Source organism: Paeniglutamicibacter sp. GQ140, assembly GCF_059759235.1.
Map to the genome: position 1 here is coordinate 98,314 of NZ_JCAXDW010000009.1, position 23,296 is coordinate 121,609.

Annotated in this window: 22 protein-coding genes and 1 tRNA gene; 20 read left to right on the plus strand and 3 right to left on the minus strand. The window is 69.3% G+C overall.

Annotated features, from left to right (window positions below):
• Positions 1-6: 6 nt before the first annotated feature.
• Genes AC6CHY_RS13645 through AC6CHY_RS13655 form a run of 3 tightly spaced genes read left to right on the plus strand, consistent with a single transcriptional unit; the run spans position 7 to position 3,526 of the window.
• Entirely contained in the window at positions 7-1,305 is a 1,299-nt protein-coding gene (locus AC6CHY_RS13645; RefSeq protein WP_498227080.1) for an acetyl-CoA C-acetyltransferase, read from the plus strand.
• A gap of 2 nt (positions 1,306-1,307) precedes the next feature.
• Positions 1,308-2,645: a 3-oxoacyl-ACP reductase gene (locus tag AC6CHY_RS13650; RefSeq protein WP_498227081.1), complete on the plus strand. Its 1,338-nt coding sequence runs from the start codon at positions 1,308-1,310 to the stop codon at positions 2,643-2,645.
• Complete coding sequence (locus AC6CHY_RS13655) at positions 2,642-3,526, plus strand: MaoC family dehydratase (protein WP_498227082.1); 885 nt, start codon at positions 2,642-2,644, stop codon at positions 3,524-3,526. The genes AC6CHY_RS13650 and AC6CHY_RS13655 overlap by 4 nt, the downstream gene beginning before the upstream one ends.
• A 101-nt stretch (positions 3,527-3,627) precedes the next feature.
• Here the strand turns inward: AC6CHY_RS13655 and AC6CHY_RS13660 are convergent, their stop codons facing one another.
• Entirely contained in the window at positions 3,628-4,869 is a 1,242-nt protein-coding gene (locus AC6CHY_RS13660; protein WP_498227083.1) for a glycosyltransferase, read from the minus strand.
• Positions 4,870-5,223: 354 nt separating this feature from the next.
• On the opposite strand from AC6CHY_RS13660, the gene AC6CHY_RS13665 reads away from it, so the two are divergent.
• The 3 genes from AC6CHY_RS13665 (at position 5,224) to AC6CHY_RS13675 (ending at position 8,020) form a co-directional block, all read left to right on the plus strand.
• Positions 5,224-5,306: transfer RNA gene (locus tag AC6CHY_RS13665), tRNA-Leu, on the plus strand.
• Between the two features lie 163 nt (positions 5,307-5,469).
• On the plus strand, positions 5,470-6,795 hold the full coding sequence (locus AC6CHY_RS13670) for a M20/M25/M40 family metallo-hydrolase (RefSeq protein ID WP_498227084.1): 1,326 nt from the start codon (positions 5,470-5,472) through the stop codon (positions 6,793-6,795).
• 67 nt (positions 6,796-6,862) lie between these two features.
• Complete coding sequence (locus tag AC6CHY_RS13675; RefSeq protein ID WP_217388032.1) at positions 6,863-8,020, plus strand: acyl-CoA dehydrogenase family protein; 1,158 nt, start codon at positions 6,863-6,865, stop codon at positions 8,018-8,020.
• A gap of 21 nt (positions 8,021-8,041) precedes the next feature.
• Here AC6CHY_RS13675 and AC6CHY_RS13680 read toward each other — a convergent pair whose 3' ends face one another.
• Positions 8,042-8,254 (minus strand): DUF5703 family protein, encoded by a 213-nt coding sequence (locus AC6CHY_RS13680; protein WP_217388291.1) that lies wholly within the window; start codon positions 8,252-8,254, stop codon positions 8,042-8,044.
• 84 nt (positions 8,255-8,338) lie between these two features.
• Here AC6CHY_RS13680 and AC6CHY_RS13685 point away from each other — a divergent pair, with 84 nt between their 5' ends.
• The 3 genes from AC6CHY_RS13685 (at position 8,339) to mshC (ending at position 10,950) form a co-directional block, all read left to right on the plus strand.
• Positions 8,339-8,596, plus strand: a complete 258-nt coding sequence (locus AC6CHY_RS13685; RefSeq protein ID WP_217388031.1) for a hypothetical protein — start codon at positions 8,339-8,341, stop codon at positions 8,594-8,596.
• A 140-nt stretch (positions 8,597-8,736) separates the two neighbouring features.
• Complete coding sequence (locus AC6CHY_RS13690) at positions 8,737-9,561, plus strand: undecaprenyl-diphosphate phosphatase (protein WP_498227085.1); 825 nt, start codon at positions 8,737-8,739, stop codon at positions 9,559-9,561.
• Between the two features lie 111 nt (positions 9,562-9,672).
• On the plus strand, positions 9,673-10,950 hold the full coding sequence (mshC, locus tag AC6CHY_RS13695) for a cysteine--1-D-myo-inosityl 2-amino-2-deoxy-alpha-D-glucopyranoside ligase (protein ID WP_217388029.1): 1,278 nt from the start codon (positions 9,673-9,675) through the stop codon (positions 10,948-10,950).
• A gap of 96 nt (positions 10,951-11,046) precedes the next feature.
• Here the strand turns inward: mshC and AC6CHY_RS13700 are convergent, their stop codons facing one another.
• A complete protein-coding gene (locus AC6CHY_RS13700; RefSeq protein WP_217388290.1) occupies positions 11,047-12,030 on the minus strand; it encodes a PAC2 family protein in 984 nt (327 codons plus the stop codon).
• A 73-nt stretch (positions 12,031-12,103) separates the two neighbouring features.
• Between AC6CHY_RS13700 and AC6CHY_RS13705 the strand changes: the two genes are divergently transcribed.
• From AC6CHY_RS13705 to AC6CHY_RS13755, 11 genes are all read left to right on the plus strand, one after another.
• Positions 12,104-12,823, plus strand: coding sequence for an HAD family hydrolase (locus AC6CHY_RS13705; protein ID WP_217388028.1), 720 nt, complete (start codon positions 12,104-12,106; stop codon positions 12,821-12,823).
• Positions 12,820-13,947, plus strand: coding sequence for a site-2 protease family protein (locus AC6CHY_RS13710; protein ID WP_217388027.1), 1,128 nt, complete (start codon positions 12,820-12,822; stop codon positions 13,945-13,947). The genes AC6CHY_RS13705 and AC6CHY_RS13710 overlap by 4 nt, the downstream gene beginning before the upstream one ends.
• An 83-nt stretch (positions 13,948-14,030) precedes the next feature.
• Positions 14,031-15,113: a tRNA (adenine-N1)-methyltransferase gene (locus AC6CHY_RS13715; RefSeq protein ID WP_217388026.1), complete on the plus strand. Its 1,083-nt coding sequence runs from the start codon at positions 14,031-14,033 to the stop codon at positions 15,111-15,113.
• A gap of 135 nt (positions 15,114-15,248) precedes the next feature.
• Entirely contained in the window at positions 15,249-16,982 is a 1,734-nt protein-coding gene (gene arc, locus AC6CHY_RS13720; protein ID WP_217388025.1) for a proteasome ATPase, read from the plus strand.
• 14 nt (positions 16,983-16,996) lie between these two features.
• Positions 16,997-18,577, plus strand: a complete 1,581-nt coding sequence (dop, locus tag AC6CHY_RS13725) for a depupylase/deamidase Dop (RefSeq protein ID WP_498227104.1) — start codon at positions 16,997-16,999, stop codon at positions 18,575-18,577.
• Between the two features lie 102 nt (positions 18,578-18,679).
• Complete coding sequence (locus tag AC6CHY_RS13730; protein WP_217388024.1) at positions 18,680-18,865, plus strand: ubiquitin-like protein Pup; 186 nt, start codon at positions 18,680-18,682, stop codon at positions 18,863-18,865.
• Between the two features lie 26 nt (positions 18,866-18,891).
• Positions 18,892-19,653, plus strand: a complete 762-nt coding sequence (gene prcB, locus AC6CHY_RS13735) for a proteasome subunit beta (RefSeq protein WP_498227105.1) — start codon at positions 18,892-18,894, stop codon at positions 19,651-19,653.
• Complete coding sequence (prcA, locus tag AC6CHY_RS13740) at positions 19,654-20,364, plus strand: proteasome subunit alpha (protein ID WP_498227086.1); 711 nt, start codon at positions 19,654-19,656, stop codon at positions 20,362-20,364. It begins immediately after the preceding gene.
• A gap of 6 nt (positions 20,365-20,370) precedes the next feature.
• Positions 20,371-21,744, plus strand: a complete 1,374-nt coding sequence (gene pafA / locus AC6CHY_RS13745; RefSeq protein WP_498227087.1) for a Pup--protein ligase — start codon at positions 20,371-20,373, stop codon at positions 21,742-21,744.
• 143 nt (positions 21,745-21,887) lie between these two features.
• Positions 21,888-22,826, plus strand: a complete 939-nt coding sequence (locus AC6CHY_RS13750; protein WP_498227088.1) for an FKBP-type peptidyl-prolyl cis-trans isomerase — start codon at positions 21,888-21,890, stop codon at positions 22,824-22,826.
• 37 nt (positions 22,827-22,863) lie between these two features.
• The gene (locus AC6CHY_RS13755) at positions 22,864-23,259 is read left to right on the plus strand and encodes an FKBP-type peptidyl-prolyl cis-trans isomerase (protein ID WP_217388020.1); all 396 of its coding nucleotides are present in this window, start codon (positions 22,864-22,866) and stop codon (positions 23,257-23,259) included.
• Positions 23,260-23,296 lie beyond the last annotated feature (37 nt).

The following is a 23,296-nucleotide window of genomic DNA, read 5'->3' on the forward strand; positions in this document are numbered from 1 at the left end:
CACAGCATGTCCGAACCATTGCAAGCCATCCGTCCGGCCGTCGTCATCGGCGGAAACCGCATCCCCTTTGCCCGATCCAACGGCGCCTACTCCAAGGCCAGCAACCAGGACATGCTCACCGCAGCCCTTGACGGGCTCATCGCCCGCTTCGGCCTGCAGGGCCAGCGCCTGGGAGCCGTCGCCGCAGGCGCCGTGCTCAAGCACTCCAAGGACTTCAACCTGGTGCGTGAATCCGTGCTGGGGACCTCGCTGTCCGCGCAGACCCCCGCCTACGACGTGCAGATGGCCTGTGCCACCGGCATGGAGGCCATCGGGTCGCTGGCCAACAAGATCAAGCTGGGCCAGATCGACTCGGCCATCGGCGGCGGCGTTGACACCACCTCGGATGCCCCGATCGCCGTTTCCGAGGGCCTGCGGGCGGTGCTCATGGACCTGTCCCGCGCCCGTTCCACCAGCGCCAAGCTCAAGGCGCTGTCCAAGTTCCGCCCCCGCGACCTCGCCCCCCACGCCCCGGGCACCGGCGAGCCGCGGACCGGCCTGTCGATGGGCGACCACCAGGCGATCACCACCAAGGCCTGGAACGTGAGCCGCGAGGCCCAGGACGAGCTCGCCCTGGCCAGCCACAAGAACCTGGCGGCGGCCTACGAGCGGAACTTCTTCGACGACCTCATCACCCCGTTTGCCGGGGTCTCAAGGGACACGAACCTGCGCGCCGACTCCACGCTGGAGAAGCTCGCCACCCTGAAGCCCGCCTTCGGCAGGAACCTGGGGGCCGATGCCACCATGACGGCGGGCAACTCCACCCCGCTGACCGACGGCGCCTCCGCGGTGCTGCTGGGCTCCGAGGAGTACGCCCGCGAAAACGACCTGCCGATGCTGGCCAACTTCGTGGACTTCGAGGCCGCCGCCGTGGACTTCGTGCACGGCGCCGAGGGTCTGCTGATGGCCCCGGCCTACGCGGTGGCCCGGATCCTGGAGCGCAACAACCTCACGCTGCAGGACTTCGACTTCTACGAGATCCACGAGGCCTTCGCCGGCACCGTGCTCTCCACGCTGGCAGCCTGGGAAAGCGAGGACTTCTGCAGGAACAAGCTGGGCCTGGACGCCCCGCTGGGGTCCATCGACCGCAGCAAGCTCAACGTCAACGGCTCCTCGCTGGCCGCCGGCCACCCCTTCGCCGCCACCGGCGGACGCATCGTGGCCACCCTGGCGAAGATGCTCCACGAAAAGGGTTCGGGCCGCGGCCTGATCTCGGTGTGCGCCGCCGGCGGGCAGGGCGTCGTGGCGATCCTGGAGGCACGCTGATCATGGCCGACAAGTACCTGGAGCTCGTGAACTCCGGCTTCACCAAGAACCTCGCCAAGTCCCTGGGCCTGCCGCGCCCCTCGATCCTGCGCCGCCACACACCCGGCGCGCCGCTGGTCCCCGGCCCACTGTTGCTGCTGGGGGATTCCTCCGGCGCGCAGGAACTCGCCGACACGCTGCTGGCCTGGGGGCTTGACGTGCGCCGGCACGCCGTCGGGGTGGCAAGGCTCGGCGGGATCGTGCTGCTGCTCGACGAGCTTGCCGACCCGGGCGAACTGTCGGCGCCGATGCTTGCGGCGGGAGCGGCGCTGCGCCAGCTGGCGCCGGGCGGACGCGTGGTGGGCATCAGCCGCCCGGCCTTGCCCGCCGACGCCCCCGCGGTTGCCGCCGTGCGCCAGGGCATCGACGGTGCCCTGCGCTCGGTCGGCCGCGAACTGCGCGGCGGGGCCACCGCCAACGGCATCGTCCTCGCCGAGGGCGTTCCCGCCACCGCCCCCTCCGCGCTTGCCGCACTGCACTTCCTGCTCTCGGGCCGCAGCGCCTACGTCAGCGGGCAGTTCCTTGCCGTCGACTCGGCCGAGGGAAAGCTGCCGGAGGACTTCGGCAGGCCGCTGGCCGGGAAGGTCGCCGTGGTCACCGGCGCCGCCCGCGGCATCGGGGCCTCCATCGCCGCCACGCTGCACCGCGACGGAGCCACCGTGGTGGTGGTCGATGTCCCGGCGGCCGGGGACGCGCTGGCGAAGGTCGCCAACCAGGTCTCCGGCACCGCCCTGCAACTTGACATCACCCGCCCGGACGCCGGCGAGAAGATCATCGAGCACGCCCTGGCGCGCCACGGGCACCTGGACATCGTCATCCACAACGCCGGGATCACCCGCGACAAGCTGCTGGCCAACATGGATGCGGCCCGCTGGGACTCGGTCATCGCGGTGAACATCTCCTCGCAGCTGGCCATGAACGAGGCATTCCTCGCCGCGAACCTGCCGGGGCTGCGCATCGTGTCGCTGGCCTCGACCTCCGGCATCGCCGGGAACCGAGGACAGACCAACTACGCCGCCTCCAAGGGCGGGGTCATCGGCATGGTGCGGGCCTCCGCGGCGGCCTTCGCGGCCAAGGGCGGCGGCATCAACGCGGTGGCACCCGGTTTCATCGAGACCGACATGACCGCCAAGATCCCGGTGGCAACGCGGGCCGTGGCCCGGATGCTGATGCCCTCGCTGATGCAGGGCGGGCTGCCGGTCGACGTCGCGGAGGCCATCGGCTTCCTGGCCTCCGACGCGGCAGCGGGCATCAACGGGCGCACCCTGCGGGTGTGCGGGCAGTCCCTGGTGGGGGCATGAGCGCGCGCACCCGGATGGTGCTCGCCGCCGCCCCCTCGCTGGCCACGCTCTATGCCCGGGCCGCCGGCGCGCGGCTTACCGCCCTGTTTCCCGGTGCCAAACCCGCCGGCGGAGCGCTGCCGCAGGTCGAACACCACCTGGACAGCCTGCGGGTCGATGCCGCAAAGCTGGTTGACTACCAGCGGATGATGGGCGACACCCTGCGCGATACGCTGCCCAGCGTTTTCGTGCACGGGATGGTGTTCCCGCTGGCCATGTCGGTGATGGTGCGCGAGGACTTCCCGCTGCCGCTGCTGGGCATGGTGCATCTGGCCAACAAGGCCACCCACGTCCGGCCGATCTCGCCGGCAGCCACGCTCTCGGCCACCGCACACGCCGAGAACCTGCGCGGGCACCGCGCCGGCACCCAGCTCGACCTGGTGGTCGAGGTTAGCGAGGGCTCCGAGGTGGTCTGGCGCGGGGTTTCCACCTACCTGGCCCGCGGGGTCTGGCCCGGGGCCGGGCCGGGCGCACCGGCCGAACCGCATGCGGCCTTCGCCGCCCCGGGGCGCACCGCCTCGTGGAAGCTGGCGGCCGACACCGGGCGCGCCTATGCGGCGGTGCTGGGTGACTACAACCCGATCCACCTCTCGGCCGCCTCGGCCAGGGCGCTGGGCATGAAGCGGGCGATTGCGCACGGCATGTACCTGGCCGGGCGCGCGCTGGCCGCGGCCGCGCCGCACGGCACCGGCTACGACTGGGAGATCGAGTTCGCCACCCCGGTGTTCCTGCCCTCCACCGTGGACGTGGCGTTCGACGTCGGCGCGGGCCGCACCACCTTCAGCGGGTGGGGGGCGCGCAGCGGCAAGCCGCACTTCAGCGGCTCGATCACCGCGCTTTAGGGAACGCGCACGCACGCCGGTGCCTCCGGCCCGCGGACGGTGCCCCGCAGGCCTCTTGGGTCCGCGGGGCGCCGCAATTCCGGCCCGCGGCACCTGACTCGCTATCCGGCGTGGGAGGCGCCCGCCCCGCGCGTGGTCTTGCGCAGGATCGCGCCGGCATAGGAGGACAAGGCAGCCACGGCGGTTTGTTCCCACCCGTGCCCCGCGGCGAATTCGGCCGCCTGCCGCCCCAGGATGCGGCGCAGCGGCTCGTCGGCCGCGAGCTTCGCCAGGGCCACGGCCCAGGCGGCTGGCTCGGAACCGTCGACCAGGATGCCGGTTTGCCCGTCCTGCACCGCATAGGGCAGCCCGCCGACGCGGCTGGCCAGCACCGGGGTTCCGCAGGCCTGTGCCTCGAGGGCCACCAAGCCGAAGGACTCGCTGTAGGAGGGGACCGCCACCACGTCGGCAAGGCGGAAGGCCCTGGCCAGGTGCGCGGCGGGCATCGGCAGCGAGAAACGCACCAGGTGCTCCACCGACTCTTCCTCGACAAGTTTTTGCAGGTTCAGCTCCTTGGACCCCGAACGCGCCCCGATGACCGAGAGCTTCACATCGAGCTCGGGCCGTTCGCGGGCGAGGATCGCCAGGGCCCGCACCAGGATCTGCGGGCCCTTGAGCTTCTGGATGCGCCCGGCGAAGACCACGCGCAGCGAATTTGGTACGCCTTCGCGTTTCGCGCACACTCCGGGGCTGAAGACGCCGAGGTCCACGCCGGGCTCAACGACGTCCAGTGCCGCCGCGTCGGCGCCGTAGAGGTGGACCAGTTCCTCGACCTCGGCGGGGGTGTTGGCCGTGAGCCGGTCGGCCTGTTTGGCCAGGAGCATTTCACCGCGGATGCGGGCACCGGATTCCTCGGTGTGGGCGGAGAGTTTCTTGACCTTACCCATGGTGTGCATGGTGTGCACCAGCGGAACCTGCCACGCGTCACGCAGGTGCAGCCCCACGATCCCGGAAAGCCAGTAGTGCGAGTGGATCGCGTCGTAGGGGGCGAGGCCTGCCGCATATCGCCGGATCGCCAGGGCCGCCTCGTCCAGGTGCTCGGCCAACTCCTCCTTGCCCAGCTTGCCGGCGGGGCCGGAGCGCACCTCGTGGCAGGTGACCCCCGGGGCCATTTCCACTGCCCTGGTGTCGCCGGCGGCCCGGACGAAGACATCGACGCACACGCCACGCTCGGCCAAGGCGAGCGCCAGGTGGCGGATGTAGACGTTCATCCCGCCCGCGTCCCCGGCTCCCGGCTGTTCCAGCGGGGAGGTGTGCAGGGAAATCATCGCGATGCGCGTGGGAAGGGTGCTGGAATCTGACATCGGTGCTCGGCCGCCTACAAACGAGAATGTGGAATCTGGGTTCCCGTGTGCCGTCCGATCTGTCATCGGGCGAGGGAACACGACCATCCTATGCAACGCCGCGGGCCCGGCGTCGTGTTGCCCGGAACGCGGGAAAACCCGTTTTGGCGGCACGCGGATATGACCCTGCTCACAAATTCCCGGGCGGGGCGGGGTTTTCCGCCGATTTGAGCGCAAATAGCCTTGTAAACCCGGGGTTTTTGGGCGCGGGAGACCCCGAATTGAAGTGCGCCCCAAACCCGTGCTAGAGTCTTATCTCGCCGCGGACAACGGAAACAAAGTTCTTCACGAACTGCTCCGGTGCAGCGGCCACCAGCGAGGGTGGCGGAATGGTAGACGCGCTAGCTTGAGGTGCTAGTCCACGTAAGTGGGTGGGGGTTCAAGTCCCCTCCTTCGCACGGATCAACCCCCGACCAGACGAAAGTCAGGTCGGGGGTTTTCTCGTGTCCGGGGGAGCCCGCCCCGCGACCCGCGCCGTGATACCCCTCGCGCGGTGAACGCATACCTCGATAGGGTGGAGGCAGTTCGACCTCCCACCCCGAGAGACAGAAGGATTCCCCCATGTCAGCTGCGCAGAACGCCCCGGCCACCGTTGTCGCCGAGGATGAGGTCGCCGGCATCTGCCAGGCGCTGATCCGGATCGACACCACCAACTACGGCAACAACGAAGGCTCGGGGGAGCGCAAGGCCGCCGAATACGTGGCCGAATTGATCGCCGAGGTCGGGCTCGAGGCAAAGGTGCTGGAATCCGCCCAGGGCCGCGCCAACGTCGTCACCCGGATCGAGGGCACCGACAAGTCCCTGCCTGCCCTGATCGTGCACGGCCACCTGGACGTGGTGCCGGCGTTCAAGGACGAGTGGTCGGTGGATCCCTTCGGCGCGGAGATCAAGGACGGGATGATTTGGGGCCGCGGCGCGGTGGACATGAAGGACATGGACGCGATGATCCTGGCCGTCATGCGCGAGATGCGGCGCAGCGGCACCCGGCCGCGCCGCGACCTGGTCTTCGCCTTCTTTGCCGACGAGGAGGCAGGGGGCGACTACGGGGCACGCTGGATGGTGGAGAACCACCCCGAGCTCTTCGAGGGCGCCACCGAGGCCATCAGCGAGGTCGGCGGGTTCTCCGCCACCATCGACGGCAGGCGCGCCTACCTGCTGCAGACCGCGGAGAAGGGCATCGCCTGGCTCAAGCTCACCGCCGCCGGGCGCGCCGGGCACGGTTCGCAGATCAACGAGGAGAACGCGGTGACCCGGCTGGCCGCGGCCATCACCCGCATCGGCGAACACGACTGGCCGATCTCCTACACCGACACCACGCGCGCCTTCCTTCAGGGTGTCTCGGAGATGACCGGCATCGCGTTCACCGACGACAACCCGCAGGTGCTGCTGGCGGAGCTGGGCAACGTCGCCCGCTTCGTCGGCGCCACCTTGCAGAACACCGCCAACCCCACGGTGCTCTCCGCCGGCTACAAGCACAACGTGATCCCCGGGGCCGCCGAGGCGCTGCTGGATGTCCGCACGCTGCCGGGACAACACGAGCAGGTCATGGAAACGCTGCGCGCCCTGGCCGGGGCGGATGTGGAGCTGTCCGCGCTGCACCTGGACCGCGCGCTGGAGGTTCCCTTTGCCGGGAACCTGGTCGATTCCATGGTCGCCGCGCTGAATCGTGAGGACCCGGAGGCGGTGGTGCTGCCCTACATGCTCTCCGGCGGCACCGACAACAAGGCACTGTCCCGGCTGGGCATCACCGGCTACGGATTTGCGCCGCTGCGCCTGCCGGCCGAACTGGACTTCACCGGCATGTTCCACGGCGTCGACGAGCGCGTCCCCGTCGATTCGCTGAAGTTCGGCACCCGCGTGCTGCGCGACCTGCTGACCACCTACTGACGGCTCCCCGGGCCCGCCGCCCGGAAAGCGCCGACCTCCACCCCAGCCGAAAGTGAAGTCCACACGCATGAAAACCATCAACGAGGTCCTCGTACCCGAAATGCTCGAGCGGTTCCGGGGCCGGGCGCCGCACTACGACGCCGAGAACACCTTCTGCGCCGAGGACTTTGCCGAACTCACGGAGGCCGGCTACCTGCGCGCGATGCTGCCGGAGTCGCGCGGCGGCCTGGGCTGGGGGATGGAAAGCATGACGGCCGCCCAGCGCCTGCTCGGAGCCCACGCCCCGGCCACGGCGCTGGCGGTGAACATGCACCTGGTGTGGACCGGGGTCGCCACTTTGCTGGCCGCCCGCGGGGACGACCGCCTGGAGATGGTGCTGGATTGGGTGCAGGCGGGGGAGGTCATGGCCTTCGGCGTGTCGGAGGCCGGCAACGACGAGGTCCTTTTTGACTCGGTGACCCGCGCGGTGCCCGCCGCCGACGGCTCCTACGCCTTCACCGGCACCAAGGTCTTCACCTCGCTGGCCCCGGTGTGGACCCGGCTCGGGGTCTTCGGCAAGGACGATAGCACCGCCGACGGGCAGCTGGTCCACGGCTTCCTGCACCGCGACGCGCCCGGCATCGAGATCCCGCAGAACTGGAACACCCTGGGCATGCGCGCCACCCAGTCGAACTCCACCGTTCTCACCGACGCCCGCGTGCCGGCCGAGCACATCCATACCAGGCTGCCCGTCGGGCCGGTGCCCGATCCGCTCGTCTTCGGCATCTTCGCCTCGTTCCTCTCGCTGACGGCCTCCGTCTACGTGGGGCTGGCCGAGCGCGGCATGGAGCTGGCCGCGGCGAACCCCGCCAGGCGCAGCTCGCTGAAGTTCGGGGGGCGCACCTACGACCAGGACCCGGACATCCGGTGGCAGGTGGCCAATGCGGGGATGGAGGTCCTGAGGCTCGATTCGATGCTGCGGATGACCACCCGGGACCTCGACGAGTTGGTTGACCACGGGGCATCCTGGTTCCCGCGGCTGGTCACGCTGCGCACCGCGGCCGGGGACGCGGCCCGGTCCTGTATCGACATCGCCGCCAAGGTCTCCGGCGGCGGGCAGTACTTCCGCGGCTCGGAGCTCGAGCGCCTCTACCGCGACGCGCTGGCCAGCCTGTACCACCCCTCGGACGCCGAATCGGCCCACTCCACTGTGGCCTCATGGCTTTTGGGCCCGCCCAGCGCGTAGCCGCCGCGGGCGTGGCGGGGCTCAGGCGCTGAGGTTCATGGTCGGCTTGACCCGCATGACGCGCCTGCGCATCCAGTGCTTCTGGCCGCCGCCCTCGTAGAGGCAGGTGCGCACCAATTCCCATTTTCCGTACTCGGAATGCTCACGCAGCGCGGCGCGGGCGACCGAGCGGTGCTCGCCCGGGCGGGCGGTGATGACCAGGTATTCGAAGAGGTGCCCGGGGTCCCCGGGCATCTGGTCACCGGGGCGTGCTACGGGGATTTTCTTTTCAATCATGACCCTGTCCATAGTGTGGCTTGTGCCTGTAACGTCGAACACATGAGTACAGACCCGCGTGTTGCCCTCAGTGTATTGACCAGCTGCCTCGAAGAACACCTTTCGGCGGTTGCCGCAAAACGCGGCGCCCAGGACGCCTCGATCAGCTCGGCGTTCCTGGCCGTTGCCGACGCATTTGAGGAGTACGAGGACGCACTCTACGAGGCCTACGAGGAATTCCTGCCCCTGAGCGTGGTGGAGGAAAGCGACGACGACGATCCGTACGACGGGGACGACCAGGTCGAACCCCGCACCCGGTAGGCGGGCAAACCGGCCCCCGGGGAGCACCGGCGCGGCCGACCCGCCGGAGCCGTCCGCGCGGCTGCGACCACGGTATTAAGTTCGGCTCCGCGTGGAGTGCCAATGGGCGTTGCCGCGCCTTGGTGAAGTAGTGTCGGTACGTGAATTGGTTTGAAGCGGCATTCCTGGGGCTCATCCAGGGTTTGACAGAATTTCTCCCCATCTCTTCCAGCGCCCACCTGCGCATCGTCGGGGAGTTGTTGCCCAACGCGGCCGACCCCGGCGCCGCGTTCACCGCGATCACGCAGCTGGGCACCGAGAGCGCGGTGCTGGTGTTCTTCTGGAAGGACATCGTGCGGATCATCGGCGCCTGGTTCAACGCGCTGCGCGGCCGGGTGCCGCACAGCGACCCCGACGCCAGGATGGGCTGGCTGATCATCGTCGGTTCCATCCCCATCGCGGTGCTGGGACTGCTCTTCGAGGAGCAGATCGACACCTCGTTCCGCTCGCTGTGGATCGTGGCGACCACCCTGGTGGTCTTCGGCCTGATCCTGGCGGTTGCCGACTACTACGGCAAGCAGGAACGCGAGCTGACCTCGCTGACCACCAGGCACGGCATCCTCTTCGGCCTCGCCCAGGCCCTCGCCCTGATTCCCGGGGTCTCGCGCTCCGGCGGCACCATCACCGCCGGGCTGTTCATGGGCTACACCCGCGGAGCGGCGGCCCGCTACTCGTTCCTGCTGGCCATCCCCGCGGTCTTCGCCTCCGGGCTGTACAAGCTGGCCAAGTCCTTTGACGAGCCCGGCGTGTACTCGCTGCCGCAGACCGGCCTGGCCACGCTCATCGCCTTCGTCGTCGGCTTCGTGATCGTCGGCTGGTTCCTGAAGTACGTTTCCTCGCACAGCTACCGCATCTTTGTCTGGTACCGCGTGGCCCTTGGCCTGGCCCTGTACCTGCTGCTGGGCTTCGGTGTGATCAACGCCTAGCAAAACCGGATCCCCCAATGCGGAATAACCGCGGGGTCCTTTGGACTTGTTCCAAGTAACTGCACTGCGCCCGGCCACGTTCGGGCAATCACCTAAGAGAAAGGACGCCCCGTGCTTGCATGGTCCGCGCCCACCGTCCCGCATGTCCCGGGAAACGCACCGATCCTCCAGGTGCACGACACCTCCGCCGGACGGCTGAAGGACACCGCCCCGGCCGAAGCGTCCAACGCGCCGGCGAGCATCTACGTCTGCGGCATCACCCCCTACGACGCCACCCACATGGGGCACGCCGCCACCTACGTCGCCTTCGACCTGCTGCAGCGCACCTGGCGCGACGCCGGCCGAAAGGTCACCTACGTGCAGAACGTCACCGACATCGACGACCCGCTGCTGGAGCGCGCCGCCGCCACCGGGGTGGACTGGCAGGTGCTGGCCAAGGAGCAGACCGACCTGTTCCGCGCCGACATGGAGGCACTGAACGTCATCCCGCCGGAGCACTACATCGGCGCCGTGGAATCCATCACCTGGCTGGTCCCGCTCGTCGAGGAGCTCGTCGCCAAGGACCTGGCCTACGCCGTCCCGGGGGAGAACGGGGAACCCGACGGGGACATCTACTTCGACGCCGCCGCCGCGGCATCCGAGGCTTGGGAACTGGGCACCGTGAGCGGATATGACCGCGAAACCATGCTCGGCTTCTTCGCCGAGCGCGGGGGAGACCCGGCGCGCCCGGGCAAGCGCGACGCCCTTGACCCGCTGCTGTGGCGCGTGGCCCGCGCCGGGGAACCGGAATGGGACGGCGCGACGCTGGGCTCCGGGCGCCCGGGCTGGCACATCGAGTGTTCGGTCATCGCCCGCCGCTTCCTGCCCGCCCCCTTCACCGTGCAGGGCGGCGGATCGGACCTGATCTTCCCGCACCACGAATTCTCCGCCGGACACGCCGCGGCCCTTGACGGCAAGGCGCTGGCCGAAGCCTACGTGCACACCGGCATGGTCGGCCTGCACGGGGAGAAGATGAGCAAGTCCCTGGGCAACCTGGTGCTGGTTTCCAAGCTCCGCGCCGCCGGGGTGGAGCCGGTGGCGATCCGCACGGTGCTGCTGGGCCAGCACTACCGCAGCGACTGGTTCTGGACCGACGAGCTGCTCGCCCAGGCGCAGGTGCGCGTGGCCCGCTGGCGCCGGCGCATCGGCTCCGCCACCCTGGCCGAGGCCACCGCGGTCGTCACCCGCATCCGCTCCAAGCTGGCCAACGACCTGGACGCCCCGGCGGCCCTGGCGGTGCTCGATGCCTTCTCCGCGCAGGAAGCGGCGGAGGACGACGGATCGCTGGAAGCCGGCGGGCAGCTGCTCGCCGACGCGCTTGACGCGCTGCTGGGCCTCAAGCTCTCCTAGCCGCAACCGGACACCGGGCCACGCCCCAAGACGCGTCCCCCGTCCCCGGACCCCTCGCGGGGCAGGGGACGGGGGACGCGTTTGCGTGGGCGGCCGCTAGTCGCCGGGCCGCGGCCCATCCGGGCCGTCGGGCGAATCCGGGCTGTTTGCCGGGCCGCCCGGCCCCGGGGATTCCGGGGCACCCGGGCCTTGTCCCCCCGCCGCGCCCGGGCGGTGCCGGCGCTTGAGGTAGCGCTCGAACTCCCGGGCGATCGCCTCGCCGGTGGCCTCCGGCAGCTCGGTCTCGTCCTGCGCCTGCTCCAGCTGCTGCACGTAGGCGGCGATGTCGGCGTCCCCGGTGGCCAGCGCATCGACCCCGCGCTCCCACGCCAGGGCGTCCTCGCCGAGCTCGTGCAGGTCCAGGGCCAGCGGCAGCAGCTCCTCCACCCGGTGCAGCAGTGCCAGCTGCGCCTTGGGGGAGGGGGCCTGGGCCACGTAGTGGGGCACCGCCGCCCAGATCGAGAGCGTGGGCAGGCCCGCGGCCTCGGAGAACTGGGCCAGCACCCCCAGGATCCCGGTGGGTCCCTCGTAGGTGGCGGGCAGCGCGCCCAGGGCCTCGCGCACCGCCGCGTCGTCGGAGGAGACCGCTGCCTGGATCGGCCGGGTGTGCGGCACATCGGCCAGCAGCGAACCGAGCGCCATCACGCCCTGCACGTTTTCCTCCTCGGCGCGGGTGAGGATCTCGGTGATGAAGGCCTTCCAGCGGTAGGTGGGCTCCACGCCGCGCACCAGCAACAAATCGACCGGCCCGTCGGGCAGCGACGCGCGGTAGATCCGCGTCGTCGGCCACTTGATGATCCGCTTGCCGGCGGCATTGCGGCGCACCTGCGGGCGGGAGAACTGGTAGTCGTAGTAGTCGTCGTCGCCGATGCCCGCGACCCTCACGGCGCCGGTGGCGGCCTTGATGTCCTTGAGGGCCGAGCTGGCGGCGTCCCCGGCGTCGTTCCAGCCCTCGAAGGCCACCACCATGATCGCCGGGCGCACGGGCCCGGGAGTCGTGGATGCGGCCACCAGGGAGGAAAGTGTCACTGGATCATTCATATCTTCGCTCACATCCTCACCCTAGCGCGCGCACCGGTCGCCGGGGCAAGTGCGCACCGACTAGAATTGGGACATGCCAACCCAGAATTGCGACCCCATGCCCGCGCGCCCCCGGAACACCGGGATCCAGGGCGTGCTGTGGGACATGGACGGAACCCTGCTTGACACCGAACCCCACTGGATGGCCGCCGAGGGGCGGCTCGTGGCCGAATTCGGCGGCAAGTGGAGCCACGCCCAGGCCCTGTCGCTGGTCGGCAACGCATTGCCCGACGCCGCCGCCGCGCTCCAGCGCGCCGGGGTCCGGCTGCCCGAGCGCGAGATCATCGACCGGCTCACCGGCGAGGTCCTGGCCGGGGTCCGGCGCCACGTCGACTGGCGCCCCGGTGCGCTGGAACTGCTGGAGGCGCTGCGCGCCGCGTCCATCCCCTGCGGACTCGTGACCATGTCCGAGGAGCCGCTGGCGGCCGCCGTGCTCGAGGCGCTGCCCAAGGACTATTTCGCCTTCCGCGTCACCGGGGACATGGTCGCCCACGGCAAGCCGCACCCCGACCCGTACCTGCTGGGCCTGGAACTGCTCGGCGGGCACGTGCCCGACCTGGAGCCCTCCCGCGTCATCGGGATCGAGGATTCGGCCCCGGGCATCGCCTCGGCGGCGGCCAGCGGCATCACCGCGCTGCTCGTCGAGCACATCGCCCCGGTGCCCGACTCCGCCGCCTGGCACCGCGCCGACTCGCTGCTGGACCTGGACATCAACGCCCTCGACGCCCTGGCGTCCACCGGGGTGCGCGCATGAGCGAACCGGCCACCAAGCGCGACGGGATTCCGCTGGGTTCCGTCTTCGGGGTCCCCGTGTCCCTGGCCTGGTCCTGGTTCGTCATCACCGGGCTCATCGTGATGGTCTTCGGGCCCACCGTGGCCCGCTCCCGGCCGGACCTGGGGGCCGGAGCCTACCTGGTCGCCTTCACCTACGCGGTGCTGCTGGCCTTCTCGGTGCTCATCCACGAACTCGCGCACGCCCTGACGGCAAAGTCCTTCGGCTGGCCCGGGGCCCGGATCACGCTGAACCTCTGGGGCGGGCACACCCAGTTCTCCTCCTTCAACGCCACCCCGGGCCGCTCGCTGGCCGTGGCCATGGCCGGCCCGGCCGCCAACTTCGTGATCGCCGGCGCCGGGTACCTGCTGCTGCTGCTCGTGCAGCCGGCCGGCGTGGTGTTCCTGCTCTGGGACATCCTCATCTGGGCGAACCTGCTGGTCGCGATCTTCAACGTGCTTCCCGGCCTTCCGCTGGACGGCGGGCGCCTGGTCGAATCGGCCGTCTGGCGCTACACCGGCTCGCAGGACCGCGGCACCATTGCCGCCGGCTGGGCCGGGCGGGTGCTGGTGGTGCTGGTCGTGGGCTGGTTCGTCATCGTCCCGCTGACCCGCAACGAACCCCTCAATTTCCAGGTCCTCGTCGTGGCGATCCTGGTCGGCGGGTTCATGTGGGTCGGGGCCTCCCAGGGCATCGCGCACGCCAAGCTGCGCCTGCGCCTGCCGCTGGTCTCCGTGCGCGCGCTGATGGAGCCCGCCACCGCCATCCGCCAGGACTCCACCCTCGCGGAGGTCACCGGCCGGCTGGCCAGCCGCGGCGGACGGGTCATCCTCATCGACACGGCGGGCAACCCCGTCGCCGTGATCGACGAGGCGACGCTGCACGGCATCGACCCCGCGGTGCTCGCCGAAACCCCCGCGCTCTCCGCCGCCCGCGCCCTTGACCCCGGTGCCGTGGTCGACGCGAACGCCGACGGCCGCGCCCTGATCGGCTACCTGGCCACGCTGCACGGCAGCGAATACGCGGTCATCGACGACTCCCACCGGGTCATCGGGCTGCTGTCCCAGGCGCGCATCGTCTCCGCCATCACCGGCAAGCCGCACTAGCGCGGCATCCCGCACGGCCCCGGCCAGCGGGAACACCACCGAACTTCACCACCAGCACAGGACCTAAGGACACAGAACCGAGTATGAGCGACATGCCAGCCACCCCCCACGGGGCCACCAGCCGCCGCGGCCCCTTCCGCCCCGGAGACCGGGTCCAGCTCACCGACCAGAAGCGCCGGATCAACACCATCACGCTGACCCCGGGCGGGGAGTTCCACACGCACAAGGGCGTGCTCTTCCACGACGACCTGATCGGCCTGGCCGAGGGCTCGGTCGTCGAGAACACCGCCGAGGTCCGCTACCAGGCGCTGCGCCCGCTGCTGAAGGACTTCGTGCTCTCGATGCCGCGCGGCGCCACCGTGGTCTACCCCAAGGACGCCGCCCAGATCATCCAGATGGGCGACATCTATCCCGGCGCCCGCGTCGTGGAGGCCGGCGTCGGCTCCGGCGCCCTGTCGATGTCGCTGCTGCGCGCCGTGGGGGACGGCGGCTACCTGCACTCCTTCGAGCGCCGCGAGGAATTCGCCGAGATCGCCCGCGGCAACGTGGACACCGTCTTCGGCGGCCCGCACCCGGCCTGGCAGATCTCCATCGGCGACTTCCAGGAAAAGGTGCTGGAAACCGAGGAGCCCGGCTCCGTGGACCGCGTGGTCCTTGACATGCTCTCGCCCTGGGAATGCGTCGACGCGGTCTCCACCGTGCTGGCCCCCGGCGGGGTGTGGGTCAACTACGTGGCCACCGTGACGCAGATGTCGCGCACCGTCGAGGCGATCCGCGCCACCGGGCTGTACACCGAGCCCGAATCCTTCGAGACCATGGTCCGCGGCTGGCACGTCGAGGGCCTGGCGGTGCGCCCGGACCACCGCATGGTCGCGCACACCGCCTTCCTGATCACCTGCCGCCGGCTGGCCGACGGCGCCGTGGGCATCCCCGGCGCCAAGCGCGTGAAGGAACACACCTACTCCGCCGAGGACCTGGCGACCTGGACCCGCTCGGATGAGCCCGAGGCCTGGCACCACGAGGCGCTGGGGGAGCGCGGCGTCTCGGCCCGCAAGCTGCGCCGCGCCGCGAAGGACGCCAAGTCGATGACCCAGCGCGGCTCGCTGCCCGAGGCGGCCGAAACCGGCACCGACGCCGAATCCGGCCCCCAGGCCCCCGGGGCATAGCCCGCCCGCCGCGGGGAGGCGGCGGTCACATTTCCGCCTTTGGGCGGCGCCCGTGCATAGGATGGGAACAGCAGTGGCGTGTGCCGGTTCACCCCGGCACACGCGTTCTCGGAATATTTGCGAAACGGGTGGAACATGGGCGACGAAACTGACCGCACACGGCTGGAGGGCCAGATCGCGGCCGCCGAACGGCAGTTGAACGTGGTGCGGGACAAGAACCGCCTGCTCGACAGGCAGCTCGCCTCCGCGGGGGCCAACAACTCCCGCCTGGTCGCCATGCTCGAGCGCACCCGCGAGGAGATCCTGGCCCTGAAGTCGGGGCTGGAGAAGGACGGGGACACCCCCTTCAGCCACGGCACCATCGTCGAGCTGCACCCGCGCAGCCATCCCGCCGCGGGCACCGCGATCTCCTCGACCGGGGTGCAGTCCGCCGACATCGTCCAGGGCGGCCGCAAGCTGCGGGTGGGCATCTCCCCGCTGCTTGACTTCGAGAAGCTGGCGATCGGCCAGGACGTGCTGCTCAACGAATCCCTGGTCATCGTCGCCGGCCTGGGCTACGAGCAGTCCGGGGAACTTGTCACCGTCAAGGAGGTCCTCGGGGACCACCGGGTGGTGGCCATGGGACGGGCCGATGACCAGCGCGTCATCCGCCTGGCCCACCCGCTGGCCAAGGACGTGGTGCGCGTGGGCGACGTGCTGACCCTTGACGCCCGCACCGGCCTGGCCCTGGAAAAGGTGCACCTGAGCGACATGCAGTCGCTGGTCCTCGAAGAGGTCCCGGACATCTCCTACGCGGACATCGGCGGGCTGTCCGACCAGATCGAGGCCATCCGCGACGCCGTCGAGCTGCCCTTCCTGCACCCGGACCTCTACCGCGAGCACGGGCTCACCGCCCCCAAGGGCATCCTGCTCTACGGCCCCCCGGGCTGCGGCAAGACGCTGATCGCCAAGGCCGTCGCGCACTCGCTCTCCGAGCGCACCAACGAGCGCAACGGCGACACCGGCACCGCCAAGAGCTACTTCCTGAACATCAAGGGCCCCGAGCTTTTGGACAAGTACGTCGGGGAGACCGAGCGCCACATCCGGCTGATCTTCTCCCGGGCCCGGGAAAAGGCCGCCGGCGGCAACCCCGTGGTGGTGTTCTTCGACGAGATGGACTCGCTCTTCCGCACCCGCGGCACCGGGGTGTCCTCCGACGTGGAGACCACCATCGTCCCGCAATTGCTGGCCGAGATCGACGGGGTGGAACGGCTGGACAACGTCATCGTCATCGGCGCCTCCAACCGCGAGGACATGATCGACCCGGCGATCCTGCGCCCGGGACGCCTGGACGTGAAGATCAAGATCCGCCGCCCCGACGCCCAGGGCGCGGCGGAGATCTTCGCCAAGTACCTCACCGCGGACTTGCCGCTGCACCCGGACGACCTGGCCGAGCACGGCAACGACCCCGCGGCCTGCGTGCGCGCCATGATCCAGGCGACGGTCGATGCCATGTACTCCACCGGGGAGCAGAACCAGTTCCTCGAGGTCACCTACGCCAACACCGAGACCGAGATCCTCTACTTCAAGGACTTCGCCTCCGGCGCGGTGATCCGCAACGTGGTGGACCGGGCCAAGAAGTCGGCCATCAAGGCGCTGCTCACCGGTCAGGAGCGCGGGTTGCGCATGGAGCACCTGCTGGCGGCGGTGGTGGAGGAATTCCACGAGCACGAGGACATGCCCAACACCACCAACCCGGACGACTGGGCGCGGATCTCCGGGCGCAAGGGCGAGCGCATCACCTTCATCCGCACCATCGTGGCGGACAAGAACGGGCGCGGGAAGACGCTGCAGGCCCCGGGGGCCGACGAGACGGGGCAGTACCTGTGAGCGTGCACCGCGTGATGGGGCTGGAGACCGAGTACGGGGTGCTGGCCCCGGCCATGCCCGGGGCCAATGCGACGATGCTCTCGGCCCAGGTCATCAACGCCTACGCGGCGACCATCCGCGAGGCCCGCGGAAGGATCGCCGGCACCCACTGGGACTACACCGACGAGACCCCGCTGAACGACGCCCGCGGCTTCGTCCAGCCGCGCGCGCAGGCGGACCCCTCCCAGCTCACGGACGTGGAACCGGAGCTTGACGCCGAGCAGGTGGCGCTGGCCGGCGGCGACGTGACCATCGGCTCCACCCTGTACGATGCCGGCGAGTACGACCACGAGGTGCTGATGAACATGGTGCTGGGCAACGGCGCCCGGCTCTACGTCGACCACGCCCACCCGGAGTACTCCTCCCCGGAAACCACCAACCCGTTCGACGCGGTGCTCTGGGACCAGGCCGGGGACCACGTGGCGCTGGCCGCGGTGCGCCGCATCGAGTCGCTGGCCGGGCTGCCGGACGTGCACCTGTACAAGAACAACACCGACAACAAGTCGGTCTCCTACGGGGCGCACGAGAACTACCTGATGCCCCGCTCGGTGCCCTTCGAGAAGATCGCCGCCGGGCTCATCCCGTTCTTCGCCACCCGCCAGGTCATCTGCGCCTCCGGGCGGGTGGGCCGCGGCATGCTCGGATCGCACCCGGGCTTCCAGGTCTCCCAGCGGGCCGACTTCTTCGAGGCGCAGATCGGCCTGGAGACCACCATCCGCCGCCCGATCATCAACACCCGCGACGAGCCGCACGCGCACTGGGAGAAGTACCGCCGGCTGCACGTGATCATCGGGGACGCGAACCTCGGGCAGGTCTCCACGCTGCTGCGCACCGGCACCACGGCGCTGGTGCTGTCCATGATCGAGGCGGGCACCGCCCCGGAGCTCGAGCTGCGCGATCCGGTCGCCGCCCTGCAGGCGATCAGCCACGACCCCACGCTGAAGACCAAGGTCGAGCTCGCCGACGGGCGCAGGCTCACCGCCCTGGAGATCCAGTGGATCTATGCCCGGGCGGCGGCCGAGCACAGCGGGGCGACCGACGCGACCGACGAGGCCACCGTGGAGATCCAGCGGCGCTGGGAGGAAACGCTGCAGCTGCTGGAAACCGACATCATGGCCGCCGCCTCCACCGTGGACTGGGTGGCCAAGTACAAGCTCATGACCTCCTACGCCCAGCGCCATGGCCTGGACTTCAGCGATCCGCGGATCGCGGCGATGGACCTGCAATGGGCGGACATCCGCCCGGAAAAGGGCCTGTACCACCGCCTGGCGGCACGCGGGCTGATGGAAACGCTCTACTCCCCGGAACAGATCGCCCGGGCGGCGCTGAACCCCCCGACCGACACCCGCGCGTACTTCCGCGGGCGGGTGCTGAGCCAGTACCCGGAGCACGTGGTCGCGGCCAGCTGGGATTCGGTGTCCTTCACGGTGCCCGGGGCGCGCCGGCTCGAGCGCATCGCCACCCTGGAGCCGCTGCGCGGCACCAAGGCCCTGGTCGGGGACCTCTTGGACCAACAATTGTCGATTCACGAGTTCATTGCCACGCTGCGGAGCTAAAAGCCCTACCCAGTGGCAAGATGGAAATACCAGCGAAAACAGTGCCGGGCACCGCAGGCAATGCGGCCGGGCACGCAAGAGACGGAAAAGAGCGGGACGGCAATGACACAGGAACAGCACTCGGGACAGCGCCGCGAGGAAGCCCAGGCCCAGGAGACCGAGCAGGAAGTCACGGCCGCGGCCGGCCAGGACGCCGGGGTCGATGACCTGCTCGACGAGATCGACGGCGTGCTGGAGCGCAACGCCGAGGAATTCGTGCGCGGGTTCGTGCAAAAGGGCGGTCAGTGATCGAGCTCGGTCCCGGCCCCTCCTTCATGGAGTACCTGAACCGGGACCGTCCCGACCTGCTGCCCGGGGCCCCGGCCCAGGCACCCGCGGGTGCCGCGGGGCAGGTTCCGCACGGAACCACCATCGTCGCGCTTTCCTACACCGACGGCATCGTGATGGCGGGGGACCGGCGCGCGACCATGGGCAACGTCATTGCCAGCCGTCGCATCGAGAAGGTCTTCGAGACCGACAGGTTCTCGGTGGTCGGCATCGCCGGCGCCGCCGGGGTCGCCATCGACATCGCCAAGCTCTTCCGCGTCGAGCTCGAGCACTACGAGAAGATCGAGGGCACCCGGCTCTCGCTCGACGGCAAGGCCAACCGGCTGGCCTCGATGATCCGCGCCAACCTGACCCTGGCCATGCAGGGCATGAGCGTCGTCCCGCTCTTTGCCGGCTTCGACACCCTGGCCGAGACTGGGCGGATCTTCTCCTTCGACATCACCGGCGGGCTCTACGAGGAAGTGGAGCACCACTCGATCGGCTCCGGCTCCCCGTACGCCCGGGGCGCACTGAAGAAGCTCTGGCAACCGGACATGGATGCCACCGCCGCGGTGCGCGTCGCCGTGGAGGCGCTCTACGACGCCGCGGACGACGACACGGCCACCGGGGGACCGGATGCCGTGCGCCAGCTGTGGCCGGTGGTCTACACCGTTGACGCCGCCGGAGCGCACCGCGTCGAGGAGCCCATCCTCGCCGGGATGGCGACCGAGATCATTGCCGCACGGACCGCCAGCGGGAAGGAAGCCTAGATGAGCGCGCAATACTACGTTTCGCCCGAGCAACTCATGAAGGACCGGGCGGATTTCGCCCGGAAGGGCATTGCCCGGGGCCGGGCGGTCATCGTGGCCTCCTGCGCCGACGGGATCGCGCTGATCGCGGAGAACCCCTCGGGATCGCTGCACAAGATCGGGGAGATCTACGACCGGATCGCGTTCGCCGCGGTGGGCAAGTACAACGAGTTCGAGTCGCTGCGGCAGGCCGGGGTGCGCTACGCCGACACCCGGGGCTACTCCTATTCCCGCCACGACGTGACCGGCCGCGGCCTGGCCAGCGTCTACGCCCAGTCCCTGGGGGCGGTGTTCACCGCCGAGGCCAAGCCCTTCGAGGTGGAACTGGCGGTCCTGGAACTGGGCGCGACCCCCGCCGACGACACGCTGTTCTCGCTGAACTTCGACGGCTCGATTGCCGAACAGCCCGGATACATCATCATGGGCGGCGACACCCCGGTGCTGCGCGAGGCCTGGAACGGGTACTGGGCCGACAAGGACCTGGCCGCCGCCGGGACCGACGAGGTCATCCGCGCCGCGGCCCTGGTGCTGCCCGGCGTCGGGGAAAGCCCCGAAGACGCCCGGCTGCTGGAGGTCGCGGTGCTCGAGCGCGTCACCGCATCCGGCTCGCACCGCCATTTCCGCCGTCTCGACACCCCCACCATTGCCCGGTTCCTGGGCGCAGGGAAGTAGGCCCGCATGGACCGCAGGATCTACGGCATCGAAACCGAATACGGAATCACCTACTCGGACCCCGGGGGACGCCCGCTCACCCCGGAGGAATCCGCCCGCTACCTCTTCCGCCGCGTGGTGGCGTGGGGCCGCAGCTCCAACGTCTTCCTGACCAACGGCTCCAGGCTCTACCTCGACGTCGGCTCACACCCCGAGTACGCCACGGCCGAGTGCGACGAGCTCACCCAGCTGATCGCCCACGACCGGGCGGGGGAGTCGATCCTCAACGACCTGGTGGCCAGCGCGGAGGAGCGGATGGCGGCCGACGGGTTCACCGGCCGGCTCTACCTGTTCAAGAACAACACCGACACCGCCGGGAACTCCTACGGCTGCCACGAGAACTTCCTGATCCCGCGCAAGCTCGAGTTCGCCCGGCTGGCGGAGATCCTGATTCCGTTCCTGGTCACCCGGCAGCTGATCGCCGGGGCCGGCAAGATCGTGACCGTCGACGGCGAGCCGCTGTACGCCTTTTCCCAGCGCGCCGACCATGTGTGGGAGGGCGTCTCCTCGGCCACCACCCGCTCCCGGCCCATCATCAACACCCGCGACGAGCCGCACGCCGACGCCGAGTACTTCCGCCGCCTGCACGTGATCGTGGGGGACTCGAACATGTCCGAGACCACCCAGCTGGTGAAGCTGGGTGCCACGGACCTGATGCTGCGGATCATCGAGTCGGGGAAGATCATGGAGGATTTGCGGCTGGAGAACCCCATCCGGTCCATCCGCGAGATCTCCCACGACTTCAACGGCACCACCCTGGTCAAGCTGGCCAACGGCAAGCACCTCACCGCGCTCGCGCTCCAGCGCCGCTTCCTCGCCCTGGCCACCGACTTCGTCGCCCGCGAGGGGGCCCACCACGAGCAGGTCCCGGCGGTGCTGGATCTGTGGACCCGAACCCTGGACGCCGTGGAGTCGGGCAACTTCTCGGGGATCGACACGGAGATCGACTGGGCCATCAAGCACAAGCTGATCAATTCCTACGCAAACCGGCACCGGCTGGACCTGGGCGCGCAGCGCCTGGCACAACTGGATTTGACGTACCACGACATCGACACGCAGCGCGGGCTCTTCCACCTTCTGGCATCCCGGGGCAGGGTCGCCTCGGTGGTGGATCCCGCCGACATCGCCTTCGCCGTTGACAACCCGCCGCAAAGCACGCGGGCCAAGCTGCGCGGCGACTTCGTCCGGGCAGCGAAGAATGCGGAGCGTGACTTCACCGTTGACTGGGTGCACCTCAAGCTCAATGACCACCCGGGGCAGACGGTGCTGTGCAAGGATCCCTTCGCCAATACGGATTCGCGGGTCGATGCGCTGATTTCGGCCATGGGCGGGCAGCCTTAAAGCGGCATATTTCCACCCACAATAAGGTGATTCACAGTTTCGGCCTTTAAGCTGGCTGAAGACAGTCTCGAAAGCCCAACAATCACTGTGGGTGTTTCCAGTCCCATAATCCCCAACTGAAAGTTGATTTCGTGCACAAAGTAATGGCACTCGTTGCAACGGCTTCGTTGCTGCTGGTGACGGCCTGTGGCTCAACCACCACGGCGTCAAGCGGTGAAGTTGCCCCCCTGGAATCGATCAAGGTCACCCCCGGCGCGGATGACTCCAGCGATCCGACCGTCACCTTCGACGCCCCGCTGGTTGCCACGGCAACCGGTGCCAAGGTCATCGTCGAGGGCAAGGGCGATGAAATCAAGGAAAACCAGAACATCAAGTTCAAGTCCATTGCCTACAAGGCCGAGGATGCCAGCCTGCTCGGCTCCGGCTTTGCCGGGGAACCGGTGACATTGCCGACCAATGAGGAATTCAAGGCACAGCTGCCGGCACTCTACGAGACGCTCATGCAGGCGAAGGTCGGATCGTGGGTGGCCATGGTCGAGCCCGCTGCCGAGGCGGCACCCGCCGAAGGCGCCACTCCCTCGGCAAGCCCCAGCGCGGCAAAGGCCGAGACCGTGGTCGTGCTGAAGGTCGTGGCCTCGGAGCCGATCCCGGAGGCATCCAAGAAGCTCGGGGCCGACGAGGTCAAGAAGCTCAAGGACGAAGGCTCGCTGCCCACCTTCGAAATGAAGGATTCCAAGCCCGCCATCACCATCCCGAAGGACAAGGATGTCCCGGCCGGCCTGGTCGTTGACATCGTCAAGGAAGGCACCGGCAAGGCAGCCACCGCCACCTCTGACGTCTCTGCCCACTACACCGGCGTCCGCTGGGAAGACGGCAAGCAGTTCGATTCCAGCTTTGACCGCGGCGAGCCGTCGGACTTCAACCTCGCGGGCGTCATTCCCGGATGGACACAGGGCCTGGATGGCCTGAAGGCCGGCACCCAGGTCATGCTGACCATTCCGACCGACCTTGCCTACGGCGGGGCCGCGGGAGCCCCGGCGGGCCCCTTGGTCTTCTTTGTTGAGCTCAAAGAAGTAAAGTAGCTAGAAGCTTTTAGCAACCAACCGAAAGGATTCCACCATGTCTTTTGGACAGCGTGAATACGACCGCACCAAGCCCGAGATTGAATTCCCGGGAAGCGACGCCCCAACGGAGCTGAAGATCGAGGACATCGTCGTCGGCGACGGCGCCGAGGTCGTTCCGGGCTCCACCGTCTCGACCCACTACGTCGGCGTGGCCTGGTCCACCGGCGAGGAGTTCGACGCCTCGTGGAACCGCGGCACCCCGCTGGACTTCCGCGCCGGAGTCGGCCAGGTCATCCAGGGCTGGGACCAGGGCCTGATCGGCATGAAGGTCGGCGGCCGCCGCCGCCTGGAAATCCCCTCGGAGCTGGCCTACGGCTCGCGTGGCGCCGGCGGGGCCATCGGCCCGAACGAGGCACTGATCTTCGTGGTCGACCTGGTGGCCGTGCGCTAAGCACTGCACTACGCCTTTGGCCGTGTTTTCCCAAGTT